The sequence below is a fragment of the Flavobacterium johnsoniae genome (genome assembly GCF_001879205.1).
Classification (GTDB): Bacteria; Bacteroidota; Bacteroidia; order Flavobacteriales; family Flavobacteriaceae; genus Flavobacterium; species Flavobacterium johnsoniae_A.
Map to the genome: position 1 here is coordinate 374,511 of NZ_MLFK01000005.1, position 24,808 is coordinate 399,318.

14 protein-coding genes are annotated in these 24,808 nt (G+C 35.3%); 8 read left to right on the forward strand and 6 right to left on the reverse strand.

The genetic code is table 11. The features are described 5' to 3' along the window. Positions 1-5: 5 nt before the first annotated feature. The gene (locus BKM63_RS06930; protein ID WP_071635889.1) at positions 6-3,836 is read right to left on the reverse strand and encodes a T9SS type A sorting domain-containing protein; all 3,831 of its coding nucleotides are present in this window, start codon (positions 3,834-3,836) and stop codon (positions 6-8) included. A 273-nt stretch (positions 3,837-4,109) separates the two neighbouring features. Between BKM63_RS06930 and BKM63_RS06935 the strand changes: the two genes are divergently transcribed. Further along, positions 4,110-5,744, forward strand: coding sequence for a S8 family peptidase (locus tag BKM63_RS06935; protein WP_071635890.1), 1,635 nt, complete (start codon positions 4,110-4,112; stop codon positions 5,742-5,744). Positions 5,745-5,806: 62 nt separating this feature from the next. After that, positions 5,807-7,687: a M1 family metallopeptidase gene (locus BKM63_RS06940; protein WP_071635891.1), complete on the forward strand. Its 1,881-nt coding sequence runs from the start codon at positions 5,807-5,809 to the stop codon at positions 7,685-7,687. Positions 7,688-7,759: 72 nt separating this feature from the next. On the opposite strand, the gene BKM63_RS06945 is transcribed toward BKM63_RS06940, so the two are convergent. Continuing rightward, a complete protein-coding gene (locus BKM63_RS06945) occupies positions 7,760-8,698 on the reverse strand; it encodes an L-threonine 3-dehydrogenase (protein ID WP_071635892.1) in 939 nt (312 codons plus the stop codon). A gap of 386 nt (positions 8,699-9,084) precedes the next feature. Between BKM63_RS06945 and BKM63_RS06950 the strand changes: the two genes are divergently transcribed. Together BKM63_RS06950 and mfd are read left to right on the forward strand one after the other, a co-directional pair. Continuing rightward, positions 9,085-9,690: a hypothetical protein gene (locus tag BKM63_RS06950; RefSeq protein ID WP_071635893.1), complete on the forward strand. Its 606-nt coding sequence runs from the start codon at positions 9,085-9,087 to the stop codon at positions 9,688-9,690. After that, a complete protein-coding gene (mfd, locus tag BKM63_RS06955; RefSeq protein WP_071635894.1) occupies positions 9,683-13,048 on the forward strand; it encodes a transcription-repair coupling factor in 3,366 nt (1,121 codons plus the stop codon). The genes BKM63_RS06950 and mfd overlap by 8 nt, the downstream gene beginning before the upstream one ends. A 144-nt stretch (positions 13,049-13,192) precedes the next feature. Here the strand turns inward: mfd and BKM63_RS06960 are convergent, their stop codons facing one another. After that, positions 13,193-14,080: an alpha/beta fold hydrolase gene (locus tag BKM63_RS06960; protein WP_071635895.1), complete on the reverse strand. Its 888-nt coding sequence runs from the start codon at positions 14,078-14,080 to the stop codon at positions 13,193-13,195. 258 nt (positions 14,081-14,338) lie between these two features. Here BKM63_RS06960 and BKM63_RS06965 point away from each other — a divergent pair, with 258 nt between their 5' ends. From BKM63_RS06965 to BKM63_RS06980, 4 genes are all read left to right on the forward strand, one after another. Then, positions 14,339-14,905, forward strand: a complete 567-nt coding sequence (locus BKM63_RS06965) for a Crp/Fnr family transcriptional regulator (protein ID WP_071635896.1) — start codon at positions 14,339-14,341, stop codon at positions 14,903-14,905. Between the two features lie 111 nt (positions 14,906-15,016). Then, a complete protein-coding gene (locus tag BKM63_RS06970; protein WP_071635897.1) occupies positions 15,017-15,634 on the forward strand; it encodes a nuclear transport factor 2 family protein in 618 nt (205 codons plus the stop codon). 12 nt (positions 15,635-15,646) lie between these two features. Next, entirely contained in the window at positions 15,647-16,654 is a 1,008-nt protein-coding gene (locus BKM63_RS06975) for an amidohydrolase family protein (protein ID WP_071635898.1), read from the forward strand. A 19-nt stretch (positions 16,655-16,673) separates the two neighbouring features. Then, on the forward strand, positions 16,674-17,516 hold the full coding sequence (locus BKM63_RS06980) for an alpha/beta fold hydrolase (RefSeq protein ID WP_071635899.1): 843 nt from the start codon (positions 16,674-16,676) through the stop codon (positions 17,514-17,516). Between the two features lie 258 nt (positions 17,517-17,774). Here the strand turns inward: BKM63_RS06980 and BKM63_RS06985 are convergent, their stop codons facing one another. The 3 genes from BKM63_RS06985 to BKM63_RS06995 form a co-directional block, all read right to left on the reverse strand. Further along, positions 17,775-19,073, reverse strand: coding sequence for a hypothetical protein (locus BKM63_RS06985; protein WP_123907052.1), 1,299 nt, complete (start codon positions 19,071-19,073; stop codon positions 17,775-17,777). A gap of 143 nt (positions 19,074-19,216) precedes the next feature. Further along, complete coding sequence (locus BKM63_RS06990; protein ID WP_083572193.1) at positions 19,217-22,330, reverse strand: Ig-like domain-containing protein; 3,114 nt, start codon at positions 22,328-22,330, stop codon at positions 19,217-19,219. A 250-nt stretch (positions 22,331-22,580) separates the two neighbouring features. After that, positions 22,581-24,761 carry a glycoside hydrolase family 97 protein gene (locus tag BKM63_RS06995; RefSeq protein ID WP_071635902.1) on the reverse strand — a complete coding sequence of 727 codons (2,181 nt, stop codon included), beginning with the start codon at positions 24,759-24,761 and terminating at the stop codon, positions 22,581-22,583. Positions 24,762-24,808: the final 47 nt, after the last annotated feature.

Consider the following 24,808-nt stretch of genomic DNA (forward strand, 5'->3'; position numbering starts at 1 on the left):
GAAGATTACTCAATTATTATTTTCTTAGCCGAAGCAGCGTCCTGATTGATTAAGTATATAAAGTAGACTCCTTTTGGTAAATCTGACAAATTGATTGTGTTATTGGTGTTGTCAGCGTTTAGTGTAAAAGATTTTACCAGTTGTCCCAAAGTGTTATAGACATTAGCCTTTTCTAAATTTACATTTTGAATATTTAATTCGCCTTTAGTTGGGTTTGGATAGATTGCTGCTTTATCAAAAACAGTTTCTTCAAGACCTAATGATGAACAATTCGTAGAAAAAACCGCCGCCGCATCTTTTCTTTCTGCCCAATTTTTAGTTGAATAATCGGGATCATCTACCTGAATGCATTTTAAGAGTGGGTTTTCTGTTAAGTTAAGACTAATTATATCATTTGTGATAAATCTGTTTGAACCATTTTTTAAATTTAATGTCGACAGGTTGTTTTTAGAACAATTGATTGTCCAAAGAGGATTTGCGGAAAGGTCTAGGTTTGTTAATTGATTTGAACTACATCTCAAATCGCTTAAACTTTTATTTTTTGCAACATCGAGAATAGTTAATTTATTGTACATGCAAAAAAGACTTTTTAAATTGGTATTGTTAGAAATATCAAGACTTATTAATTCATTTTCAGAAATACGAAGAGTTTTTAATGCTTTATTATTTGAAAGATCTATGCTTGTTAATTTATTATTGTTAAGCATTAAATCTACTAAAGCAACATTTTTAGAAAGGTTGATCGCAGTCAATTCATTACTTTCACAACTTAAACTTGTCAATGATGTAAAATCTTGAATTCCAGTTAAGTCCGTAATAGATGCATTACTTAAATTTATAAAAGTTATAAAAGAAATTCTTGATGTCGGAATTCTGCCATCTGGTTCTCCGGCATCAATTTTTAGGGCAATTAACTTTTTCTCAAAATTGATGTCAGGAATTAAAGTATAATTTTCATTACAAACCTCATTAAAATTAGCACTTGTTTCTTTTTTACTTGACCAATTTGTTGTCGAATAAGCAGCATCATCTACTTGAATGCAGGCTAGATTATAGTTGTATCGGAAATCAGAGCTTGACAAATCTAAATTTTTGTTATTACCATTTTTCAAATTCAAATACCATAAAAGATTAGAGCTGCAATCCAGTTTATTAAGGGCAGTATGTTTAGAAACATCTATATATTCTATTTTATTATGATCACAAAATAGAGTAGTTAAGGATAGATTTTTTGATATATTTAAATCGGTTAAATCAAGATCAGAACATTTTAAAGTTGTTAAAGCAGTGTTGCTGGTAACGTCAAGTTCCGGAAAAGTGTCAAAAATAGAATTATTACTTAAATCTAGATAAGTCAGGGCGGTATTCTTAGAAACATCAATCCATTTTAATCGGTTTGTATTAATGTCTAAATAATTTAAGAATATATTTTTACTGACATTTAAAACGCCCACATTATTATTAGAGCAATATACAGTTGTTAGAACAACATTTTCTGAGAAATCTAGATAGGAAATTTTATTTCTTCCGCAATCTAAATAAGTAAGCGACACAAAGTCTTCTAATCCGGATAAACTTACAATATTGCTTGAAGATACATCTAAAGTGGTTAAAGAAGCAACGTTTGCCGTTAGTACTTTTCCGTTTTTACCATCAGTGTCAATTCCGATATCTATTAATTTTTGTTCAAAATTTGTATCAGGAATTAAGGTGTAGGCAGTAGCTGTGCCACAGTTTCCATTGTAAGTAGCGATATTTTCTTTAGAAGTAGACCAATTTGCATTTGCACTATTTGCATTATCTACAGTGATACATCTTAAATCCCAATTATCCTTAAAGCTGCGGGTTTTTAATATTGTGTTCGTGCCATTTTTTACATTCAGGTTAACTAATTTATTGGTATTGCAATAAAAAGTAGTTAGAGAATTGTTTTTTGAAACATCAAGATTTGTCAATTTATTATTAGAACAATTAAAATAAGACAGATTGGTGTTTTTTGAAACATCAAGTAATGGTAATCTATTGCTGGAACAATCTAGAGTAGTAAAGTCCCAGCTGTCTGGAAGATCTAAAATTGTCAAAGCATTATTGCTGCAATTTAAATTTGCCAAGTTCAAATTTTTCGTCAAATTTATAGCTCTCAAGTTAGTATTCCTGCATTCTAAAATAGCTAAAGCAGGATTTTTAGAAAAATCTAAAAGCGCAAATTGATTCGTATAAGAACAATTTAAATTTGTTAAGGCAGCATTATTCGAAACATCAAGAGAAGTTAATTGATTTCTGCCGCAATTTAAATCAGCTAATTTTAGGTTTTTTGAAACATTTAATGACGTCAGTTTATTGTTGTAGCAGTTGAAAGTCTTTAATGCCAGATTTTTGGAAATATCCAAGCTATTGATGCTGTTTCCTGAACAGTTTAAAGTAGTTATCTGTGTAAAATCTTCGATTCCGGTTAGATCGGTAATTGTAGCACTGGAAACATCTAAAGTCTTTAATGAAGAAATACTTGCCGTCAGTACTTTTCCATCAAGCAGCTCTCCAGAATCTATATAAAGATTTCTTAATTTTTGTTCGAATTTTGGATCTGGAATAAGGGTATATTTTCCATCACAAGCCAAGGTATAACTTGCTCTATAATCTCTAAAGCCTGACCAATTTTTATTGGAATAGATTACATCATCTACAGAGATACAATAAAGCTGAGTAGTAGTTCGAAAATCAATATGATATGAAAAATCCCAATAAAAGGCAGTATTGTTTCCGTTTTTTATATTTAAACTTGTCAGTGGGTTATTATTGCAATACAAGGAAGTCAGTGCAGTATTTTTTGAAACATCAAGACTTGTTAAGGAGTTGGTTGAACAGCTTAAAGACTTTAAAGCAATGTTTTGAGAAACATCCAAACTGGTTAATTTATTTACTACACATTGTAAAGTGGTCAAGCCTAATTTTGTAGAAACATCAAGATTGGTTAGTTTATTATTACTGCAATTAATAGAAGTTAAAGCTGAGTTTTTAGAAATATCTAAACTTGTCAGCAAGTTGCCCTGACAATTTAAAGTTGTTAGAGCTGTATTTTTAGTTAGACTTAAAGTTGTTAATTCGTGACCTGAACAATTTAAGGAGGTCAGCGCCGTGAAATCTTGAATTCCTGTTAGGTCTGTAATGTATAAACCTGATCCATGAACATTCGTAGTTACATTTAAAGAAGTTAATGTAGAAATACTCGAGGTTAGCACTTTTCCGTCTGGTGCGCCGGAATCAATACCAATACCAATCAATTTTTTTTCAAAATTCAAATCCGGAATAAGAGTATATTGCTCACTTCCTTTAGCATAAATCTGCACGTAATCAATATTTGCGTTAAATCCGATGTTATCAAGAGTATTTAAAGAAATACTTAAATCATAGGATAAATTTTGATCTGGTGTAAAAGTAGTTTCAGCTGTTGCCCAGTTATTATCTGTAGCAAAAAAACTATTAGAAAGTGTTGTCGCACTTCCGTTTTTATTAATGTTTAATACAATTGGGTGAGAGCTGTTAAAATTACTGCTCAAATATTTGTATTTAAACTTAACGACATAAGTAACTCCAGCATTTAAAGGAACTTGCGTTGTGATTTTTGGAATTGAAGCACTGCTTGCAAAAGATAACTTTATGCTGTTAAACCCTTCCCAATACTCTGCCGCATTTTGAGTAACATTGTTTTGAGTCGTCCAATAAGGAAGTGAAGTGGTGCTTGTCCAGTTTTCGAATCCACCGTTTAGGACTAAATTGGTTTGCGCATAAATAGAAAAATTCGCTAAAAATAAAAGTAAGAGTAGTTTTGTTTTCATAGGCTGGTTTGTTTTTGGATCGGACAATTATACAAAAATCAATCGGAAATTTATTACGGAAAGACGTAATGAGAAGGAATATTTTTAGGATTTTTGTCTTTTTAAACTTTGGTAATCTGTAAGTTATAAGCTGTCAGTTGCTTGGAGTATAAAAACCATTTTAAAATGAATTTTTGATCAAACTTTCATAACACAGTGTTAACAGTTAGTTTTTTGTAACAAAAAAGCATAATTTAGACCCATCTTTTAACTTTACATTTATAATATAGATACATGAGTCATATAAAACCTCTCAAATTATCTGCTTTTGCATTACTTGTTTTAGCAGGCTGCAGTGCTACTTTGCAAGCGCAAAGTTCAACGTCTAAAGAATTTATTAAAGCTCCGCTGGCTGTGGTTAAAAAAGCGCCGGTAAGCGAGAATGAATTGAAAAGATGGAGTCATTTGGATTTAATAAAAGATTCAATCCCGGGAATGAGCGTTGATAGGGCTTATGCCGAATTATTACAAGGTAAAAAAGGACAGAAAGTAATTGTAGGAATTGTTGATTCTGGTGTTGATATCGAGCACGAAGATCTGCAAGGAATGATCTGGACAAATACTAAAGAAATTCCGGGTAACGGAATCGACGATGATAAGAACGGATTTATTGATGACGTACACGGATGGAATTTCCTTGGTGACGCCGTTCATGAAAATCTTGAAATGACCCGTATTGTTAAAAAAGGAGACGACGGTTCTGCTCAATATAAAGAAGCTTTAGCCCAATATACTGAAAAGTATGAAAAAGCTTTAAAAGACAAGCAACAGGTAGATTTTTTATTAGAAGTACACGCTACGATTAAAAAAGAGTTGAATAAAACGACTTATAAAGTAGAAGATTTAAGTACAATTACTTCAACGGATCCAAAAGTGTTGCAAAGTAAAAATATCATGACCCAGATATTTGGCAACGCAGGTCCAACTTTTGATCCAGAAGCTGAACTTGGAGAATATAAAGAACAGGTTTATGATCAGTTAGAGTACAACTTAAATAAAGAATTTGACGGTAGAAAAATCGTAGGCGATAATCCGGACGATATTAAAAACAACCGTTACGGAAATAATGTTGTTTTTGGACCAGACAAAGAAAAAGCACTCCACGGAACTCACGTTGCGGGAATTATTGCTCAGGTTCGTGGTAATAATTTAGGCGGAGACGGTGTGGCAAACAACGTTGAAATTTTAACGGTGAGAGCAGTTCCGGACGGAGATGAGTACGATAAAGATATTGCTTTGGCAATTCGCTATGCAGTAGATAATGGTGCAAAAGTAATCAACGGAAGTTTCGGAAAAAGTTTTTCTCCTCAAAAGAAGTGGGTTTACGAAGCGATTAAATATGCAGCTAAAAAAGATGTATTAATTGTTCACGCAGCAGGTAACGACGGTTACAATATCGACGAAACAAAAAATATTAATTATCCAAATGATTCTGAAGACAATGTAAAAGAATTTACAGATAACGTAATCACAATTGGAGCTATTAATAAACAATACGGAGAAACTGTTGTTGCACCATTTTCAAACTTCGGGAAAATAAATGTTGACGTTTTTGCTCCGGGTGAAGAAATTTATGCAACAGTTCCTAATAATAAATACAAGTATTTACAAGGAACTTCTATGGCATCTCCAAATGCAGCAGGAGTAGCGGCGTTAATTCGTTCTTACTATCCAAAATTAAAAGCATCTCAGGTAAAAAATATTTTAATGGATTCTGGAGTTGCACTTCCTTCAAAAGTAATTTTGGGTGAAAATCCAAACCCAGATCAACAACCAGTTGCTGTTTCTTCTGTTGAATCATCTAAAACAGCTAAAATGGTAAACGCTTACAATGCTTTAATTTTGGCTGAAAAAATGTCTAAAAAATAAATAACTATATATTACTAATCCAATGGAAGAGTGGCAGCTCTTCCATTTTTATTATTATAAACATGCGAAAAATTATTCTACTGTCATTTTTGAGTTTGGGTATAAACTCGACATTTGCACAAAGCGCCCCATATTGGCAGCAACACGCCGATTATAAAATGGAGGTTTCGATGGATGTAAAAAACTATCAGTACAAAGGAAAACAAGAATTGGTTTATACCAATAATTCTCCTGACACATTAAGAAAAGTTTTTTATCATTTATTCCCAAATGCATTTCAGCCGGGAAGTGAAATGGATGCACGTCTTCATTTTATTAAAGATCCAGACGGAAGAATGGTCAATAAAACAAAAGGCGCTGACGGAAAAGATATTAAGCAAAGCCGAATTGAAACGTTGAAACCAAATGAAATTGGCTATTTAAAAATAACCGATTTTAAACAAGACGGAGTCGCAGCGCAGACAAGAGTTTCAGGAACTATTCTTGAGGTAACTTTAGCGAAGCCGATTTTACCAAATTCAAAAACTACTTTTACTTTAGATTTTGACGGACAGGTTCCTGTTCAGATTCGTCGTTCAGGAAGAAACAATTCTGAAGGAGTAGAGCTTTCAATGTCGCAATGGTATCCAAAATTAGCCGAATTTGATTTTGAAGGATGGCACGCAGATCCGTACATCGCAAGAGAATTTCATGGTGTTTGGGGAAATTTTGATGTAAAAATTACAATCGATAAAGATTACACAATTGGTGGTTCTGGATATTTGCAGGATAAAAATCAAATTGGCCACGGTTATGAAGATGCTGGAGTAACGGTTACTTATCCTAAAAAAACAAAAACACTGACATGGCATTTTATTGCGCCAAATGTTCACGATTTTACATGGGCAGCAGATAAAGAATATACGCATGATATTGTAAAAGGACCAAACGACGTCGATTTGCATTTCTTCTACAAAAACAATCCAAAAACTACAGCAAACTGGAAACAATTAGAACCTTTGATGGTAAAAGTTATGGATTATTACAATCATAGAGTTGGAGCTTATCCATATAAACAATATTCATTTATTCAGGGCGGCGACGGCGGAATGGAATATGCAATGTGTACTTTAATGTTAGGAAACGGAACTCTTGAAGGAATTCTGGGAACAGCAACACACGAATTAGGACACTCTTGGTTTCAGCATATTTTAGCTTCAAACGAGTCAAAGCATCCTTGGATGGACGAAGGTTTTACCACTTACATTGAAGACAGTGCTTTGAACGAATTAAAAGGAGATAAAAAAGAAGTAAACCCGTTTAAAGGAAATTATGCCGCTTATTATAGTTTAGTAAATTCCGGGAAAGAGCAAACGCAAACCACTCACGGAGATCGTTACGATGAAAACCGTCCGTACAGCATTTCATCTTATGTAAAAGGAAGCATCTTTTTATCTCAATTAGAATATGTAATTGGAAAAGACAATGTTGATGCTACTTTAAAAAGATATTTCAATGACTTTAAGTTCAAGCATCCAACGCCAAATGATATTAAAAGAACAGCAGAAAGAGTTTCTGGAGCTGAGCTTGACTGGTATTTGACAGACTGGGCGCAAACAACCAACACAATTGATTACGGCATCAAAGATGTTGCAGATAATGCAGGTAAAACAACGGTAACTCTAGAGAGAATTGGAAGAATGCCAATGCCAATCGATTTAAAAGTAGATTATACAGACGGAACTTCTGAAACTTTCTACATTCCTTTAAGAATGATGAATTTCATTAAGCCGAATCCAAATCCTAACGAAAAAAGAACTGTTTTAAATGACTGGGCCTGGGCACAGCAGAACTACAGTTTTACAATCGATAAAAACAAAACTGCAGTCAAAAAAATCACCATAGATCCAAGCGGATTAATGGCAGATGTTAAAGCAGCGAATAATGTTTATGAAGTGAAGTAATCTTCAAATACAATCAAAAAAAGTCCCGTTTAGAATTCTAAACGGGACTTTTTATTTTATATCGGTCGAGATTTAACTCAAATGTTCGATCATATCTTTTGTCATCGATTCCAAATCAAATCTATGGTTCCAGTTCCAGTCTTCTCGAGCAGAACTATCGTCAATACTTGCCGGCCAGCTGTCAGCAATTTTCTGACGGAAATCAGGATTATAAGTGATTTCAAAATCAGGAATATGTTTTTTGATTTCGGCAGCAATTTCAGTTGGAGTAAAACTCATTGCAGCCAAATTATAAGAGGAATGAATCTTAATTTGTTCAGCCGGAGCTTTCATAATGTTGATTGTTGCATCAATAGCATCATCCATATACATCATTGGCATTTTGGTTTCAGATGATAAAAAGCATTCGTATTTTTTATCAGCAATAGCTTTGTAAAAAATATCAACAGCATAATCAGTTGTACCGCCGCCCGGAGGAGTAGACCAGCTTATTAAACCCGGATAACGAATACTGCGGACATCAACACCATAAATGTTATGGTAGTATTCGCACCATCTTTCACCAGCTTGTTTACTAATTCCGTAAACAGTAGAAGGCTCCATAACGGTATATTGAGGTGTATTTTCTTTTGGAGTTGTTGGTCCGAAAACTGCAATACTGGAAGGCCAGAAAATCTTTTGAATTTTTTTTGCCTTAGCCAGATTTAAAACATGAAAAAGCGAATTCATATTTAAATCCCATGCAAAAGCCGGATTTTTTTCTGCTGTTGCAGATAAAAGAGCTGCCATTAGATAGACATCGGTAATTTTATGAACTTCAACAAGATGTTCAATTTGATTAAAATCTAAAGCATTGACCACTTCAAAAGGTCCTGAATTAACAACATCAGTATTTAATTTTCGAATATCAGAAGCGATTACATTTTCGGTTCCGTATAATTTGCGCAGTTTTTGCGTCAGCTCTGTTCCAATCTGACCGCAGGCACCAATGATCAATATTTTAGGATTCATTTTTTAATGATTTTTAGAGACACAAATATAACGTTTTCGCAATTACGTACGATTTTTTGAATCATAAATTATAAATTCAACAAGGATAAAGTTTGTTTTTTGGATTATTCTTTGTGAGAGCATTAAGACAAGCTTTAGTTTAAAAATGAATCTGGCAGCAGATTTCACGGGTTAATTCCTAATAGAAATACAGAAAAAAATAAGTTTAATATGCGGCAAAAACTAGATTTAAAAAAGTGTAGTGATTAAAAATAACCGGTGTCAATTTGTTTAATCCATTAAATCTGTGAGCAAAAAAACACAACTGATTTATAGAATCTTTAGCAAAAAACAGAATTCGTAATTGTAAATTTACTTTGTAACTTTGCGGTCTAACATTTTATCAAATGAAATATAAAATAGCGCTGTTTTTTCTTTTTCTTTTAGTGCTTCAATCTTGTCAAAATGAGGATGAAAAACGTAAAGCTGAAAATGCAAAAGAGGCTAAAAAGAACGAAAAGATTTTTAATAATATAAATAAAGCATGGACTTTTATTGATGAACCGATTAATGAGGTTTCTGAGCAAAATATAAAGGTCTGGACAGAATGGCGTGATTTCATGAAAGAAATTGGAGATAAGCCAAGAAAAACAATCGGGGCTTTTCAAAAAAAATCGACTGCAATTTCAAAAAAAGCCCTGGCTTTAAATAATAATATTCCAGCCGATTTTAATACACCTGCCATTAAAAGCCGAATTTCAGTTTTGATTACCAAAATCAAAATGATGGATTTATTTATTCATTTAAGTCAAATTCCAGATGATAAAGTTGCTTTTTTAATTGGAGAAATCAACAAAGAATTAGTTGCTCTCGAAAGACAAATGGATAAAATCGTAGAGAGAAGCAAAGTTCCGAAAGAGCAGGGCGAAGAAGATTTCCTTAAAATGTTAGATACAACGCGCGCGATTCCAAACGCATCACCAATAGATCCAAATTTACCTAGAGTTGAGTAAAAACGCCTTATATACAATATACGACAATCTGCCAAAAGCAGGGCAGATTGCCGCAAATTTACTGGAAGGAAATCAGATAAAAATGCATCTCAGCGGACTGCTGGGTTCTGCAGTTTCATTTGTAATCCGCTCTGTTTTTAAGAAAACAGAACTGCCTTTTTTAATTGTTTTAGACAATAAAGAAGAAGCGGCCTATTACCTTAATGATCTTGAGCAGATGATTGGCGAGCAGGATGTATTGTTTTATCCCGCTTCTTTCCGTCGTCCGTATCAGGTTGACGAAACAGACAATGCCAATGTGCTGCTTAGAGCGGAGGTTTTAAACCGAATTAATTCCCGAAAAAAACCAGCTATAATTGTTACGTACCCGGAAGCTCTTTTTGAGAAAGTGGTGACACGTCAGCAATTAGACAAAAACACTTTAAAAGTTGCCCTAAACGATAAAATTTCGATTGATTTTATCAACGAGGTTTTATTTGAATATGAATTTAAAAGAGTCGATTTTATTACAGAGCCGGGTGAGTTTTCGGTTCGTGGAGGTATTGTCGATGTGTTTTCTTTTTCAAACGATCATCCGTACCGAATTGAATTCTTCGGAAATGAAGTAGACAGCATCAGAAGTTTTGATGTAGAAACGCAGTTATCGGTAGAAACGCATAAAAAAATCACGATTATCCCCAATGTCGAAAACAAGATATTTCAGGAAAACCGAGAAAGTTTCTTAGATTATATTGCGGAGAAAACCGTAATTTTTATTCAAAATACAGACGGACTTTTTAGTCAGTTAGACAAACAATTCGCAAGGGCAGAAGAAGCTTTTTCAAAACTTTCCGGAGAAATAAAACATGCTGCTCCAGAGCAGTTATTTTTAAATCAAAGCTCATTTATTAAACGCGCTTTAGATTTTTCGGTTGTTGAATTAGCATCAAAACCCATTTTCAAAACCACTAAAAAATTTGAATTTCATATTCAGCCCCAGCCGTCTTTCAATAAACAATTTGATTTATTGCTGAATAATTTGAGCGACAATCATTTTAACGGATACAAAAACTATTTGTTCTGTTCGAATGAAACGCAGGCCAAACGTTTTCATGATATTTTTGAAAGTTTGGACGAAGTCAATTCAGAGAATATCCGAAAACAATATCATACCATTGTACTGCCTTTGTACCAAGGTTTTATTGACGAAGAAAATCAGATAACGGCATATACCGATCATCAGATTTTTGAGCGTTATCATAAATTCAATATTAAAAACGGTTATTCGAAAAAGCAAAATATTACCCTTAAGGAATTAACGGCGCTTTCGGTTGGTGATTATGTCACGCACATTGATCACGGAATAGGAAAATTTGGCGGTTTGCAGAAAATTCAGGTTGAAGGCAAAACGCAGGAAGCCATAAAACTGGTTTATGCAGATAATGATATCGTGTATGTAAGCATTCACTCGCTTCATAAAATTTCGAAATACAATGGAAAAGACGGAACTCCGCCGAAAATCTACAAATTAGGATCAAACGCCTGGAAAGTTTTAAAACAAAAAACCAAAGCGCGTGTCAAACATATTGCGTTCAATTTGATTCAGTTGTATGCAAAACGCCGTTTAGAAAAAGGATTTCAATTTGCACCGGATAGTTACCTTCAAAACGAATTAGAAAGTTCGTTTATTTATGAAGATACGCCGGATCAGACCAAATCGACACAAGAAGTAAAAGCCGATATGGAAAGCGACCGCTCGATGGATCGTTTGGTTTGTGGTGACGTTGGTTTCGGGAAAACAGAGGTGGCCATTCGTGCTGCTTTTAAAGCGGTTGACAATAGCAAACAAGTTGCCGTTTTAGTGCCGACTACTATTTTGGCGTATCAGCATTATAGAACTTTCTCGGAACGTTTAAAAGATATGCCGGTTACAATTGGGTATTTAAACCGATTTAGAACGGCTAAACAAAAAACACAAACCTTAAAAGATTTAGCCGAAGGAAAACTCGATATTGTAATTGGAACACACCAATTGGTCAACAAAAATGTAGTTTTTAAAGACTTAGGTTTATTAATTGTCGATGAGGAACAAAAATTTGGAGTTAACGTAAAAGATAAACTCAAAACCATTGCAGCAAATGTGGATACGCTGACCTTAACCGCAACGCCAATTCCGAGAACGCTTCAGTTTTCGCTAATGGCTGCGCGCGATTTATCGGTAATTACAACGCCTCCGCCAAACAGGTATCCGATAGAAACGAATGTGGTTGGCTTTAATGAAGAGGTTATCCGTGATGCGATTTCGTATGAAATTCAAAGAAACGGGCAAGTTTTCTTTATCAATAACCGAATCGAAAATATAAAAGAAGTGGCAGGAATGATTCAGCGTTTGGTTCCAAATGCCAGAGTAGGAATCGGCCACGGACAAATGGACGGAGCAAAACTCGAAGAATTGATGTTAGGTTTCATGAACGGAGATTTTGATGTTTTGGTAGCCACCACAATCATTGAAAGCGGATTGGACGTTCCGAATGCCAACACGATTTTCATCAACAATGCCAATAATTTTGGATTATCAGACTTGCATCAAATGCGTGGCCGTGTTGGACGAAGCAATAAAAAAGCATTCTGTTATTTCATCTGTCCGCCATATTCTTCTATGACCGAAGATGCGAGAAAACGTATTCAGGCATTAGAACAATTTAGCGAACTGGGAAGCGGTTTCAATATTGCCATGAAAGATCTTGAAATTCGTGGTGCCGGAGATTTATTAGGAGGAGAACAAAGTGGTTTCATTAATGAAATTGGTTTTGATACCTACCAAAAAATCATGAACGAAGCCATTGAAGAATTAAAAGAAAACGAATTCAAAGATTTATATCCGGAAGAGAACAATATCGATACCAAAGAATATGTAAAAGACATTCAGATCGATGCCGATTTTGAGCTTTTATTCCCGGATGAATATATCAATAACGTTTCGGAACGTTTGGTTTTATACAACGAATTAGGAGCCATAAAAGACGAAGCCGGTCTACAGGAATTCGAAAGAAAACTAATCGACCGTTTCGGACCACTGCCAAAACAAGCTGTTTCGTTATTAAACAGCATCAGAATCAAATGGATTGCTACGAAAGTGGGAATCGAGAAATTGGTCTTAAAACAAGGCAAAATGATCGGTTATTTCGTTTCAGACCAGCAATCCGATTATTACCAGTCTGTGAAGTTTAGAAATGTTTTAAACTTTGTTCAGAAGCACAGCAATCTCTGTAAAATGAAAGAAAAACAAACCGTAAACGGATTACGTTTGTTATTGACTTTTGAAAACGTAAAGTCGATAAAACGAGCGTTAGAGTTAATGGAATTGTTTGAGGAATAGTATTTAAGAGATTACATCACAGTTAAAACTGTAATTATTACACACATTTACTATCAAAAAGACACAGATTTATTAAAAAAATCTGTGTCTTTTTGTGTTTTTGCGATATCGAATCAGTTCAATCTGCTTCTATGTAAATTGTATTTAATGATTTAGGTTTCTAATTTCTTGATCCAAAAATTCATTAAACAACTTAGAAGAATCTTGCTGAATAAAATGATTTGGACAAGGAATGATAATATGTTTACCCCCGGTTAATCTCGCAATTGCTTTGCAGCAGGCATCTTGAGAAGGACTGTAACCGCCAGAAATAACAAATACAGGTATGCCTTTGGCTTTTACAATATCGGCAGCTGTACGCATCTCTTGTGGTGTTCCTAAAACAGCATTAAGAAGAGCGCATCCCAAAGATTCTGCACTTTCCGGGTGAGCTTGAAGAGCTGCCGCAGAAGGATTTAAACCTCCATCAATCCCTTCTCCCATACATTCAGAAAAGATTTTGGCAAAATCTCCCGGGCTTTCTGCAGCCATTAAAGGAGCCGATACAACCTGCAAAGCTTCCTGAATTTCAGGTAATTTCAAACCTTCTAAATCAGTTGCTAATATAGGTTGTAACGCTGGTTCAATTAAAACTAATGATTGAACTGCTTCAGGTCTGATTGCTGCAGCTAATAATGCTTCGGCGCCGCCAAATGAATGTCCCACAAGATGAGAACCTTTTCCTAATTCTTCTGCGATCCAGATAGCATCAGCTGTTTGACTATCTGCACCACGAGAAGGACTTTCTCCAAATCCAGGCCTGTTTGGGACTCTCAATTGATACCCTTTATCTACAAGTTCACGCTGGTTGATAAAATTAATTGGCCCTCCTCCTAAACCTCCCTGCACACCTCCGTGGATTAGCAGGACTACAGGCCCTGAATTTCCCCATTCAGTGATATGAATTGGGTGGGTTTCAGGTGAAATTTCTATTATAGTTTGGTTTTTTGTGCATTGTTGCAACAAAAGCTCTTTTTTTTCATCTAATGTCATAATATATTTATTTAAATGTTTGATTACTTATTTTGAGCAAAATTATGTAAGATAAAACTCCTGTGCTTTGACAAATGTCAAAAAGGAATTTTGCGGTTTTTTACCAATACTGTAAAGAAGAAAACAAACACCTTTTTACAGTTCTAAAATTATAGGTATTATCTTATTTTTTATTGTATTGATAATAAATTTATTTTATATTTATAGGTCACAAATTGCTTAAATTGATCTCCAAGAAAAGCATCCTAAACTTGGATTATGACAGATATATTTAAAGATTTTATTACGCAGCTGGCAGAAGTTAATAAGCAGGATATGAATAGAATAATGTCCTGCATTACTACTCATAAAGTAAAACGAAATACCATTATTTTATCGCAGGGCGAAGTTTGTACCCGATTTTATTTTTTAGAAAAAGGCTGTATGCGCACTTATTATATTACTAAAGAGGGTCAGGAAAAAACCAGATTAGTTTCATTTGACAATTCTCCCGTTACAGCACTCACCAGTTTTATTACTCAAAAACCTTCTGTTGAATATATCGATGCCTTAGAAGATTCAGAATTACTTTCTATTTCGTATGATGACTTTTTTATTCTTTTAAATGAAATTCCAAGTTGGGCATTATTCTACAGAAAAATGCTAGAATTGGCTTTTGCCTTTCAAAATCGTAGAATTGAGGATTTGGTTACCTTATCAGCCAAAGAACGCTACGAAAAACTTTTAAAAGAACAGCCTCATTATATCCAGCGCCTTTCTAATAGAGTTGTGGCTACCTATTTGGGAATTTCTCAGGAAACCTTAAGCAGACTCAAATCCAAATAACCCTTTTTGACTTTTGTCAATGCACAGGTTTTTCTATCAGCCTAATTTTGTCCTATAAATCATCAGAAAATAGACTGATATTATTTAGAACTAAAATTAAAAGGTTTGATTATGAATACACTATTAAGAAAACCATCTGCTAATACTGCTGAAAACGTAATCGATAAATTCAATATCAAAGAATTAATTGAGTTCGAACGTTTTTGCAGAGACAATGCACAATGGGAAGAAATGAAGAAATGTTTTGCAGAAAATTCAACTGTAGCAATTTCCTGGTTTAAAGGCTCCGGACATGAATTTGTTACCGCTTCAAGTAAAATGGCAACCTATGCGCCCCATAAATTATTCGACACTTTGGTCTGGTTAAATAAAGATAAAGCTGTTGCGATTACAATGGCAACGATTCAGATCAGAATGGAAATCGAAGGACATTTATTAGAACTACAATCAGACGTAAAGCTTTTATATAAAACTCAAAAAATAAACAACGTCTGGGCAATTATTTCAATGGAAGGAATTTACGAGAAAGATTCCCTGTTACCGGTTTCACCAGCAGATGGCATCAAAATTCCGAAAGAAGAAATTGCAAAATTCAGACCAAGTTATGCGAATATGTCTTATGCTTTAAGCAAAAGCGGTTATCCTATAGATGTTAATTTACCGGGAATTGACAAACCAGAAACCGTGTCAAAATTGTATCAGGAATCTGAAGATTGGTTAAATTCTTAAAATTAGAAAAAAATGAAAATTATCACGATAGAAGAACATTTTAGCTCACCAAAAATAAGTGAGAAAATGAAACAATTTCAGCCAAAAAATAGTGATGCTGAAAAAGATAAAGACGTAAAAGCATTAATAAAACATTATTTGCCGACAAATGAAGACATTGAAGATGTTGGCGCGCGCAGACTTAAATTTATGGATGAAAGCGGTATCGACATGCAAGTCATTTCATACGGCAGCGGGAGTCCGCAGGGAATTGCTGATCCTAAAATGGCAATTGAACTTTGTGCAGAAGCCAATGATGAATTAGCCTGTTTAATCAAACAAAATCCAACTCGTTTTGCCGGTTTTGCCACTTTGCCCGTGGCTGATCCTGTTGCAGCTGCGGCTGAATTAGAACGTGCTGTAAAAGATCTGGGTTTTAAAGGTGCTTTATTAGCCGGAACTTTTCAGGATAAATTTTTTGATGATTCTGTGTTTTTTCCAATTTTTGAAAAAGCAGCTCACTTGAATGTGCCCATTTATTTGCATCCCGGAATTATTGATAAGAAAGTTGCGGATTATTATTTTAAAAACGAAAACTGGCCCAATTTGGTCAACGGAATTTTTCCAACATCGGGTTTTGGATGGCATATGGATAGTGGTATTCATGTTTTAAGAATGATTCTTTCGGGCATTTTTGACAAACTGCCTAATCTTAAACTGATCTCAGGACATTGGGGCGAATTCGTACCTTTTTTTCTGGAAAGAATGGATGAAGAATTAGGTGCGGCGGCGAGCCATTTAAAACGCAAAATTTCAGAATATTATAAAGAAAATGTCTATATCACACCAAGCGGAATTTTCTCTGAAACTCAACTACAATTTGCCATTGCGCAAGTGGGCGCTGATCACATTATATACTCAGGAGATTATCCTTATTTAATGAAGAAGGAAACTGGTGATTTTCTTAAAAACGCTTCAATTTCTGAAGAAGATAAAGCGAAGATAGGACACTTAAATGTGGAAAAATTATTGAATTTATAAACTTAAAATTTTAAAAAAAATGGAAAATAACACACAATCAATCATAGAGGTTACAACAGGAATATTAAAAGTTTCAGGAGCCGAATTGTATTATGAAACTAAAGGAAACGGACCGATTTTATTAATGATTCCGGGAGCAAATGGAGATCATTTTATCTTTACGCCCATTCGCGAAATATTGTCTAAAACATTTACCGTTGTGACTTACGACCGCCGAGGATTTTCAGGTTCAAAACTGGTGGGAGAACAAGATTACAGCCACAGAATAAATACCGATGCCAATGATGCGGCAAGTTTAATCAAACATCTAACCAATGAACCGGCTTTTGTATTTGCAAGCAGTTCAGGAGCTTTGGTTTCGCTTCAGTTGATGACACTTCATCCAGAAATTATTAAGGCACTCGTTCCGCATGAGCCAACTGCTTTAAAATATCTTCCGGATGTAGAAAAATGGAAAGCAACGGTTCAGGAAATCTATGATATTTATACAAAAGAAGGAGAAGGTCCTGCAAAAGATAAATTTGTAAATGAATTGATTCCGGGTACTCAGGATGGTGAATTGATGAGAGGCGGAAAAGGACCGGAAACACCCAACACAACGTATTGGTTTAAACATGAAATGAGACAATATCCGTCGACTGATTTTGATACCGATAAATTGGAAGAGAATAAAGATAAAATTCTTTTTTGCGTAGGCCGAGATTCGGTTAATACCATGCCTGCCTGGCCGGTTACCAATCTGGCCAAACAATTTGGAACCGAAGTTTTATCAGTTCCTGGAGGACATTTAGGCTATGCGCTTCATCCTGCTGATTTTGCAAAGGATCTATTGGCAGGCTTGCAAAAGAGAGGTAAACTTTAAGATTGCAATCTATAAAATGGCTTACAACTATTTGAAGCATAATTATAATCTGAAAGCAACAAGGGATTTAGGAAGTTTTTGAAAAACTAATAAAATTTATCGGGATGAATACAAAAACCGATTGGCAGAAAATCCAAGTGCCAGAAGTGAATTAAGAACGATATCACATTGAGAAATGACTTTAGGGATGTCCTAAATATTCTTTTTAGAAATAAAACAAAAGGGTGTATGAAATCTTCATACACCCTTTTGTTTACACTATTCTAATTTTAAATAATGCAGACCTTTTTTGCCTGATATAATTATTTTGTTTTTAGAGAAAGCAATATCATTTATTATGGAACCCACAGGTAGTTCTAATTCTAGTTCCCAGTTTTTACCAGAATCTTTTGTTACTAATAATTTATCTCCAGATTGAACGTACCATTGTGTTTCTGTTCTAAGAAATATAGAAGTTACATCTGTTTTTACCACATTCCAGGTTTTTAACAAATCTGTAGATTCAACCAGAGTTTTATCAGTTGCATTAATTGAAAAAATGCGGTTTATGTTTTGGAATTTATAGTAAAATGATTGTTTTAAATCCGTTTCTGATATGCTGTCTTTTACTGTCCAATCGCTATATCCGGTTGGAGATTCCATAACAACATTTTTATATTTATTTCCATATTTTTTAGTATCAGTTAAGATACCCAGTTGATAAAATTTATTGTCAGATGTTGATTTCCCAAAAGCTCCAATATTTGCTCTAATTTGATTTCCATTAGCACCAACGATCCATACAGGCGGAGAATTTTTTATAACTGTTTTACCATTATCAGACGTATAAATTTGACTTCCTACTATAGTGTATATAATGGAATTCTGGCCATCCAGATATCCGATATTTAATCCGTTTATTTCTTTTGCAAAAGGGTTTTGTACAATAGTTTCATTATTACTTACAAAAGCATTATCTGTAAAAACCGCTCGATAAGTAGCTGTTATCACACCTGTTTTTTCATCAAACATTTTAAAATCCCCAAAGAAATTACCTAAGTTTAATGAAGTTTGTGTATAACCGGCAGCTTTAGCTTCTAATTTTCTTGGAGAACCGGACTCAACAAGTGAAAAGATAGTTTTACTATTGTCAAACACAGAGGATGAAGTAATGTCAATAGTTCCTAATACATTTAGTACATTCCATCCTTTTGACATCGCAAAAAAATTAACAGAATTGCTTTCCACATTTTGAATTTGAACTTTTAAGGTATTAATACCAGGAGTTGCATTTGGACTAGATAATGTAATTTTAGTGTTTGTAATTTCTTTTGGAGATATCTCTACACCATTAAGAAAAATTTTAGTTGGAAAATCTTTATTGATAAAGTTAGTTCCGGTAATTTCTAAATTCTCACCTGTAATAAGAAATTCAGAAGAAGTGCCTGTAATTGTAATAGGTGAAGGGCTAACGATCACAGGAGTTTCGGTTTTATCTTCGCCGGTTTCGTCGCTTGAACATGAAATAAACATTCCTCCGGTTAAGAGGAACATAATTAAAAGTAGTTTTCTAGTCATTTTTTTTGGATTAATTTTCTGATGTAAATGAAGGAATTTATATAATGAAATCAAAATGAAAAGAATAATTATTGGTTCTTTTCTTAATAAAAAAAGCGCATGATAATTCCATGCGCCTTTTAATTTTTTAAACGAAACTTGAATTATTTAACGATCAGTTTTTGGCTCACGTTAAAAGAGGCAGAGTTAATATTTACAATATAAATTCCCGCAGCTAAACGGTGATCGATTTTTCCTGAAGATGAAAGTCTTTCGGTTAAAACAGTTCTTCCGTTCATATCAGAAACTGAAATCGAAGCAATTTCTCCATTTTCTAATTCTGGCAGTAAAATATTAAATTCATTATTTGTTGAAGGATTTGGATAAATACCAATTACTTTTTCAGTTTGTGAAGTTTCTTGAATATTTAGAGCCGATTTACCAGTTCCAACTGTTGTAGGTTCCAACTGCCATTGAGCACTGAACCAGCCGTCTTGCGAATTTCCGTATTGAGCAGAACCTGTTTGGTTTTCAACATGAATAATATTTCCAGACTGCCATCTGTTTCTTAAACGAACCCAGGTTCCATCAATATAATCGCTTGACCATTGTGCACTCCAGAAAGTAGTATCTGTTATATTTGATTGAACACTTCCGGTTTGACTTTCGATATTCATCAGTTCACCGGTTGCTACATTTTTAAGTACAAAATAAGTGGCGTCAATAGCAATTTTCTGCCATTTGTAATTGTTGCCAGAAACGGTTGTTCCGTAACCAACATTAGTTCCGGCGTCAGATAAATATGCGCCTGTCCATCTGTTTTTTATAGTGAAATATGTTCCTCCGGTTGAAGATGTAGAAACGGTAACAGCACAAGTACTTGTTTTGTTTCCATCAACAGTTGTGACTGTAATTACAGCTGTTCCGTTTGAGATGGCAGTAATTAATCCAGAACTGTTTACCGTTGCCACGGCTGTATTATTTGAACTAAAAGTTACAGCTTTGTTTGTCGCTGTAGATGGCAAAACCGTTGGCGTTAATTGCTGTGTTCCGCCAACATTTAAAGATGCCGTAGATGGACTCAAACTTACGCTTGTAACTGCAACTCCTGTTCCCGGATTAGAATCGTACCAAGCGCTATTCATATACCAGCCTGTTTTGTTTCGGCTTAAATCTGCAGTTTGGCTGGTTCCGTCGTTAAAAATTAAATTAGTAGAAGTAATGTTCGTAAATGTATAACTGTACCAGCCGTTTCCTGCATTGGTCATATTTACGCCCGGCCAGGCTGCATCTGCTAAAACTCCAGCTGGTAAGGTACTCCAATAATAAATTTTAATTCCGGTTCCCCAATTGGATGGTTTGTAGAAATAGACTGTAAAATTGGTATTTGGATTTACGGTAATGTTGGCCGAAGCGGTTTTGTTTCCGTCTTGTGTTGTTGCTGTAATGGTAGCTGTTCCTGCCGAAACTGCGGTAACCAATCCAGATGAATTTACGGTTGCAGCTGCTGTATTGCTAGAACTCCATGTTACGTTTTTGTTTGTTGCATTTGCAGGAGCAATTGTAACCGAAAGCTGCTGCGTATTTCCTGCATATAAACTTGCCGTAGTTGGTGAAACTGCTACCGAAGAAACCGGAATTGCAGCAACCGTTATGGTTGAGGTTGCGGTTTTGTTTCCGTCAGCCGTTTTTACTGTAATAGTTGTTGTTCCAGTCGCAACGGCTGTAACTAATCCAGATGCATTTACAGTGGCTGCAGCCGTATTACTCGATGTCCAGGTTACGTTTTGATTGGTTGCATTTGCCGGAGTAATTGTTGCATTTAATTGCTGAGTAGTTCCTAAACCAACGGTTGCAGTTGTTGGGCTAACCGAAACTCCTGTAACTGCTGTAACGGGAGCATTTGTATTGGTTAAAACCAAATATTCGTACGCTGCAAATGTTCTTGTCGAGCCCGTCGTTAAGATAACAGAAGCATTATTGTTATACGGATTGACATAAGTTCCAGCTAATGCTGCCGGAATAACATACGATTTTGAAGCATTTCTCAAATTAGACATTACAATAACTTTTTCTGAACCCATTGTTTTAGTGAAAATACTGATGTCGTCATTCGCATAGGTGGTCAAATCCCCGCGTCGTATTGCTGCGCTTGCAGTTCTGAAATTTAAAATTTTAGCAAAATCGGCAGCAGCTGTCGGGTTTTGCGACCAGTTGAATTTGAAACCTGTCCAAGGCCAGTCGGTTTTGGGTTCGTAGTCGATTTCCTGTCCGCTCATTAAGAAAGGAACTCCTCTCATATAAGCCGAAACTAAGAAATTAGCAACGACTCCGTTATGATTTTTAAAGGGTACGAATGGTCTTCTTACACCGTCATCATTGGTATAGGTGTCATGATTACCCGTATATCTAACGATTTGCTGATTACCCGTCGCTTTAGCATATTCATAAGTAGTCTGATCTTGGAGTCTTTGAGAAACGGGACCGCCATTTGCAATATCATACAAACCGCTGTGAAACCATCTGTCTCCGTAATTCATATCAAAACCAACCTGAAAATTCTCCTGTCTGTCACCTTCGGCTAACATTAATAAATTATGTGAAGATATACTTCTAAGATTTGAATTGACTTCGGACCAAAAATCTAAAGGAGGATTATTGGCATAATCGCAGCGGTATCCGTCAATATTGGCGGCAAAAATCCAATAACGCATCGCATCTTTTATGGCATTTCGAGTAGCCGAATTATTGAGATCCAATGCTGCAATATCAGAGAAGTTTCCTAATTGCTGAATCGTTGTGCCGCTTCGTTTGTAATATTCTGGATGTGAAACGGTCCATCCGTGATCCCAAGAAGTTCCGTTGATGGCAATATCCAAAATAACAGCCATACCGCGGCTGTGAGCACCATCAACCAAGGTTCTTAAATCGGCAAGTGAACCATATTCTGATCCAACGGCTTTAAAATCTTTGATGCAATAGGGCGAAGCCGAACTTCGGGAATCTGTTCCGTGGGGGAAAATCGGCATTAAATAAATCACATTGGTGCCGAGTGCTTTTATGTTGTCTAAACGGGCGGTTACTCCGGCTAGATTTCCGTTGGCACTAAACGGTCGTATGTGCACCTGATACATATTGACGTCTCGTGTATCGGGAACGCCTGTAAATGGAGTCCCATACTGAGCAGGATCTTGGGCATAAAGAGAACTTGCAAATAATAGAAAACAAAATAGTGTTTTCTTAAAATGAAATAACGTAGAGGTAATGTTGATTTTCATAATAATAGTTTTTGCATGCTTGTCGGCATTTCTAACTAAAATTCATTTTCACTCGCATTGTTTTTTAAATTCGACAAACATTTTGTGGTTAATAGTTTTCAAGTAGTAAAATTTTTAATTTTTTGCTCATTAATGAGCATAAGTTTCTGCCACGAATTGCACGAATTAGCACAAATTTAATCTGCAGCTTTAATTCTCGTGTCAATTCGTGAAATTCGTGGCAAAAAACTTAGAACCTTAGTGTCTTAAATTATAACTTTTTCAATCCTTTTAAATCTGAAGCAGTTCCTTCTTTGATGCTGATGGCAGTACCACCGTCTGGAGCTAAGTATTGCTTCAATTTGCTTTTGGAGTTTACAACAACTTTAGTAACCGTATAGCGCTGTGGATTTTGCTTCCAATCAGCGTCTTTAGCATCGGCATAAATTGTGGCGATAAAGTTTTTTCCGGCAGGTAAATAATCAAATGAAATGTTTGCAGTTCTTGCATTTTCATCTGTAATTCCTCCAATAAACCATTCGTTTTTACCTTTTGCTTTTCTTGCAATTGTAATATAATCGCCAGGTTCAGCCTCCAGAATATAACTGTTATCCCAATCAACCGCCACATCTTTAATGAACTGAAAAGCATCTGGAAAACGTTCATAATTCCCTGGGATATCTGCTGCCATTTGCAACGGACTGTACATAGTTACATAGTAAGCCAATTGTTTTACCAAAGTCGTGTTTACTCGTTGTGAACTTCCTGTTCCGTAATACGAAAGGTCAGTTTGGAAAATTCCCGGTGTATAATCCATCGGACCTCCCATTAAACGGGTAAAAGGTAAAATGGTTGTATGATCCGGAGCTAATCCTCCCATAGATTCGAACTCGGTACCGCGCGCTGATTCCTGAGCAATCCAGTTTGGAAAAGTTCGGTGTAATCCCGTTGGGCGAACGGCTTCATGGCTGTTAACCATAATTTTATAATCGGCAGCACGTTTGGCAACATTAATGTAATGATTCACCATCCATTGTCCGTCGTGATGTTCGCCGCGCGGAATAATCTGTCCTACGTAACCTGTTTTTACGGCATCATAACCGTTATCATTCATAAATTGAAAAGCACGATCCAGACGACGTTCGTAATTGGTAGCCGATCCTGAGGTTTCGTGGTGCATGATAATTTTTACACCTTTTGAAGCAGCATAAGCGTGAACTGCTTTTACATCAAAATCAGGATATGAGGTTACGTAATCAAAAACATCTTCTTTCCAGTTGCCGATCCAGTCTTCCCAGCCAATGTTCCAGCCTTCGATCAAAATCGCATCAAAACCATTTTTAGAAGCAAAGTCAATGTATTCTTTAGCGCGTTCTGTCGTTGCTCCGTGTTTTCCATTTGGAGTAAGTTTTGTAAAATCATCCGTCATTTTAACGTTGTTTTCTTTTCCAAAAGCCCACGTACTTCTTCCGGCTACAAAATATTCCCACCAAATTCCGATGTATTTCACTGGTTTAATCCAGGAAACATCTTTGTATGAAGTTGGGTCATTTAAATTCAAAATAAGTTTAGAGGCCAAAATATCGGTTGCTTTATCACTTACAACAATAGTTCTCCAAGGAGTCTGCGTATCAGTCTGCATATAACCTTTGTTTCCAACGGCATCTGGCGCCAGATGACTTACCATTTTGTTTGTTTTAGCATCAACTTCTAAATACATTGCCGGATAATTGATTAACCCTGCTTCGTGAATATTGATGTACAAACCATCATCAGATTTCATCATAGACGGAGTCTGAACAGATAATTCTTTGATTGGCTGTTGTGCATTGATTTCGATCGTTGCTTTTTTTATCAGCGAAGGAATTTCTGAAATCTTTGAAGTTGTATACGCATATTCGTTGGTATCATAATCTCCCGGAATCCAGAAAATTTTGTGATTTCCGGCCAAATTAAATTGTGTACGTTCTTCTTTAATTACAAAATAATTCAGGTCATTTTGTTTTGGAAATTCATATCTAAATCCCAATCCGTCGTTGAATAAACGGAAACGAAGACGGATAAATCTATTGTTGTTTTTCGCTTGCGCTAAAGTGACAACCAATTCGTTATAATGGTTACGAATCGTTTTTTCTTCGCCTAAAACCGGATTCCAATTTTCATCAACAGAGGATTGTGCTGTATTTGTAATGGTAAAACCATCCAAAAACGAAGGCAGATTTTGCAGCTCTAAACCCAAAGAACTTGGTTTTATAACTGCTTTTTGTTTATATAATAATTGGTAAGAAGGGATTCCGCCTTCTTTTAATTCAAATTTTAAAGAAAGATTTTTGTCCGGCGAAGTTATTTCTTGTGCCCGAAGCCAGAATGTACTAAGGCATATAAAAAATAAAAACGCTGTTTTTTTGCTCAAACAAATTTGAAGCAATGATTTTTGGGATTGAAAATTCATGTTTATTTAGTTTTTTGCAAATCTAATTTATTAGAAGCTGCTTGTAA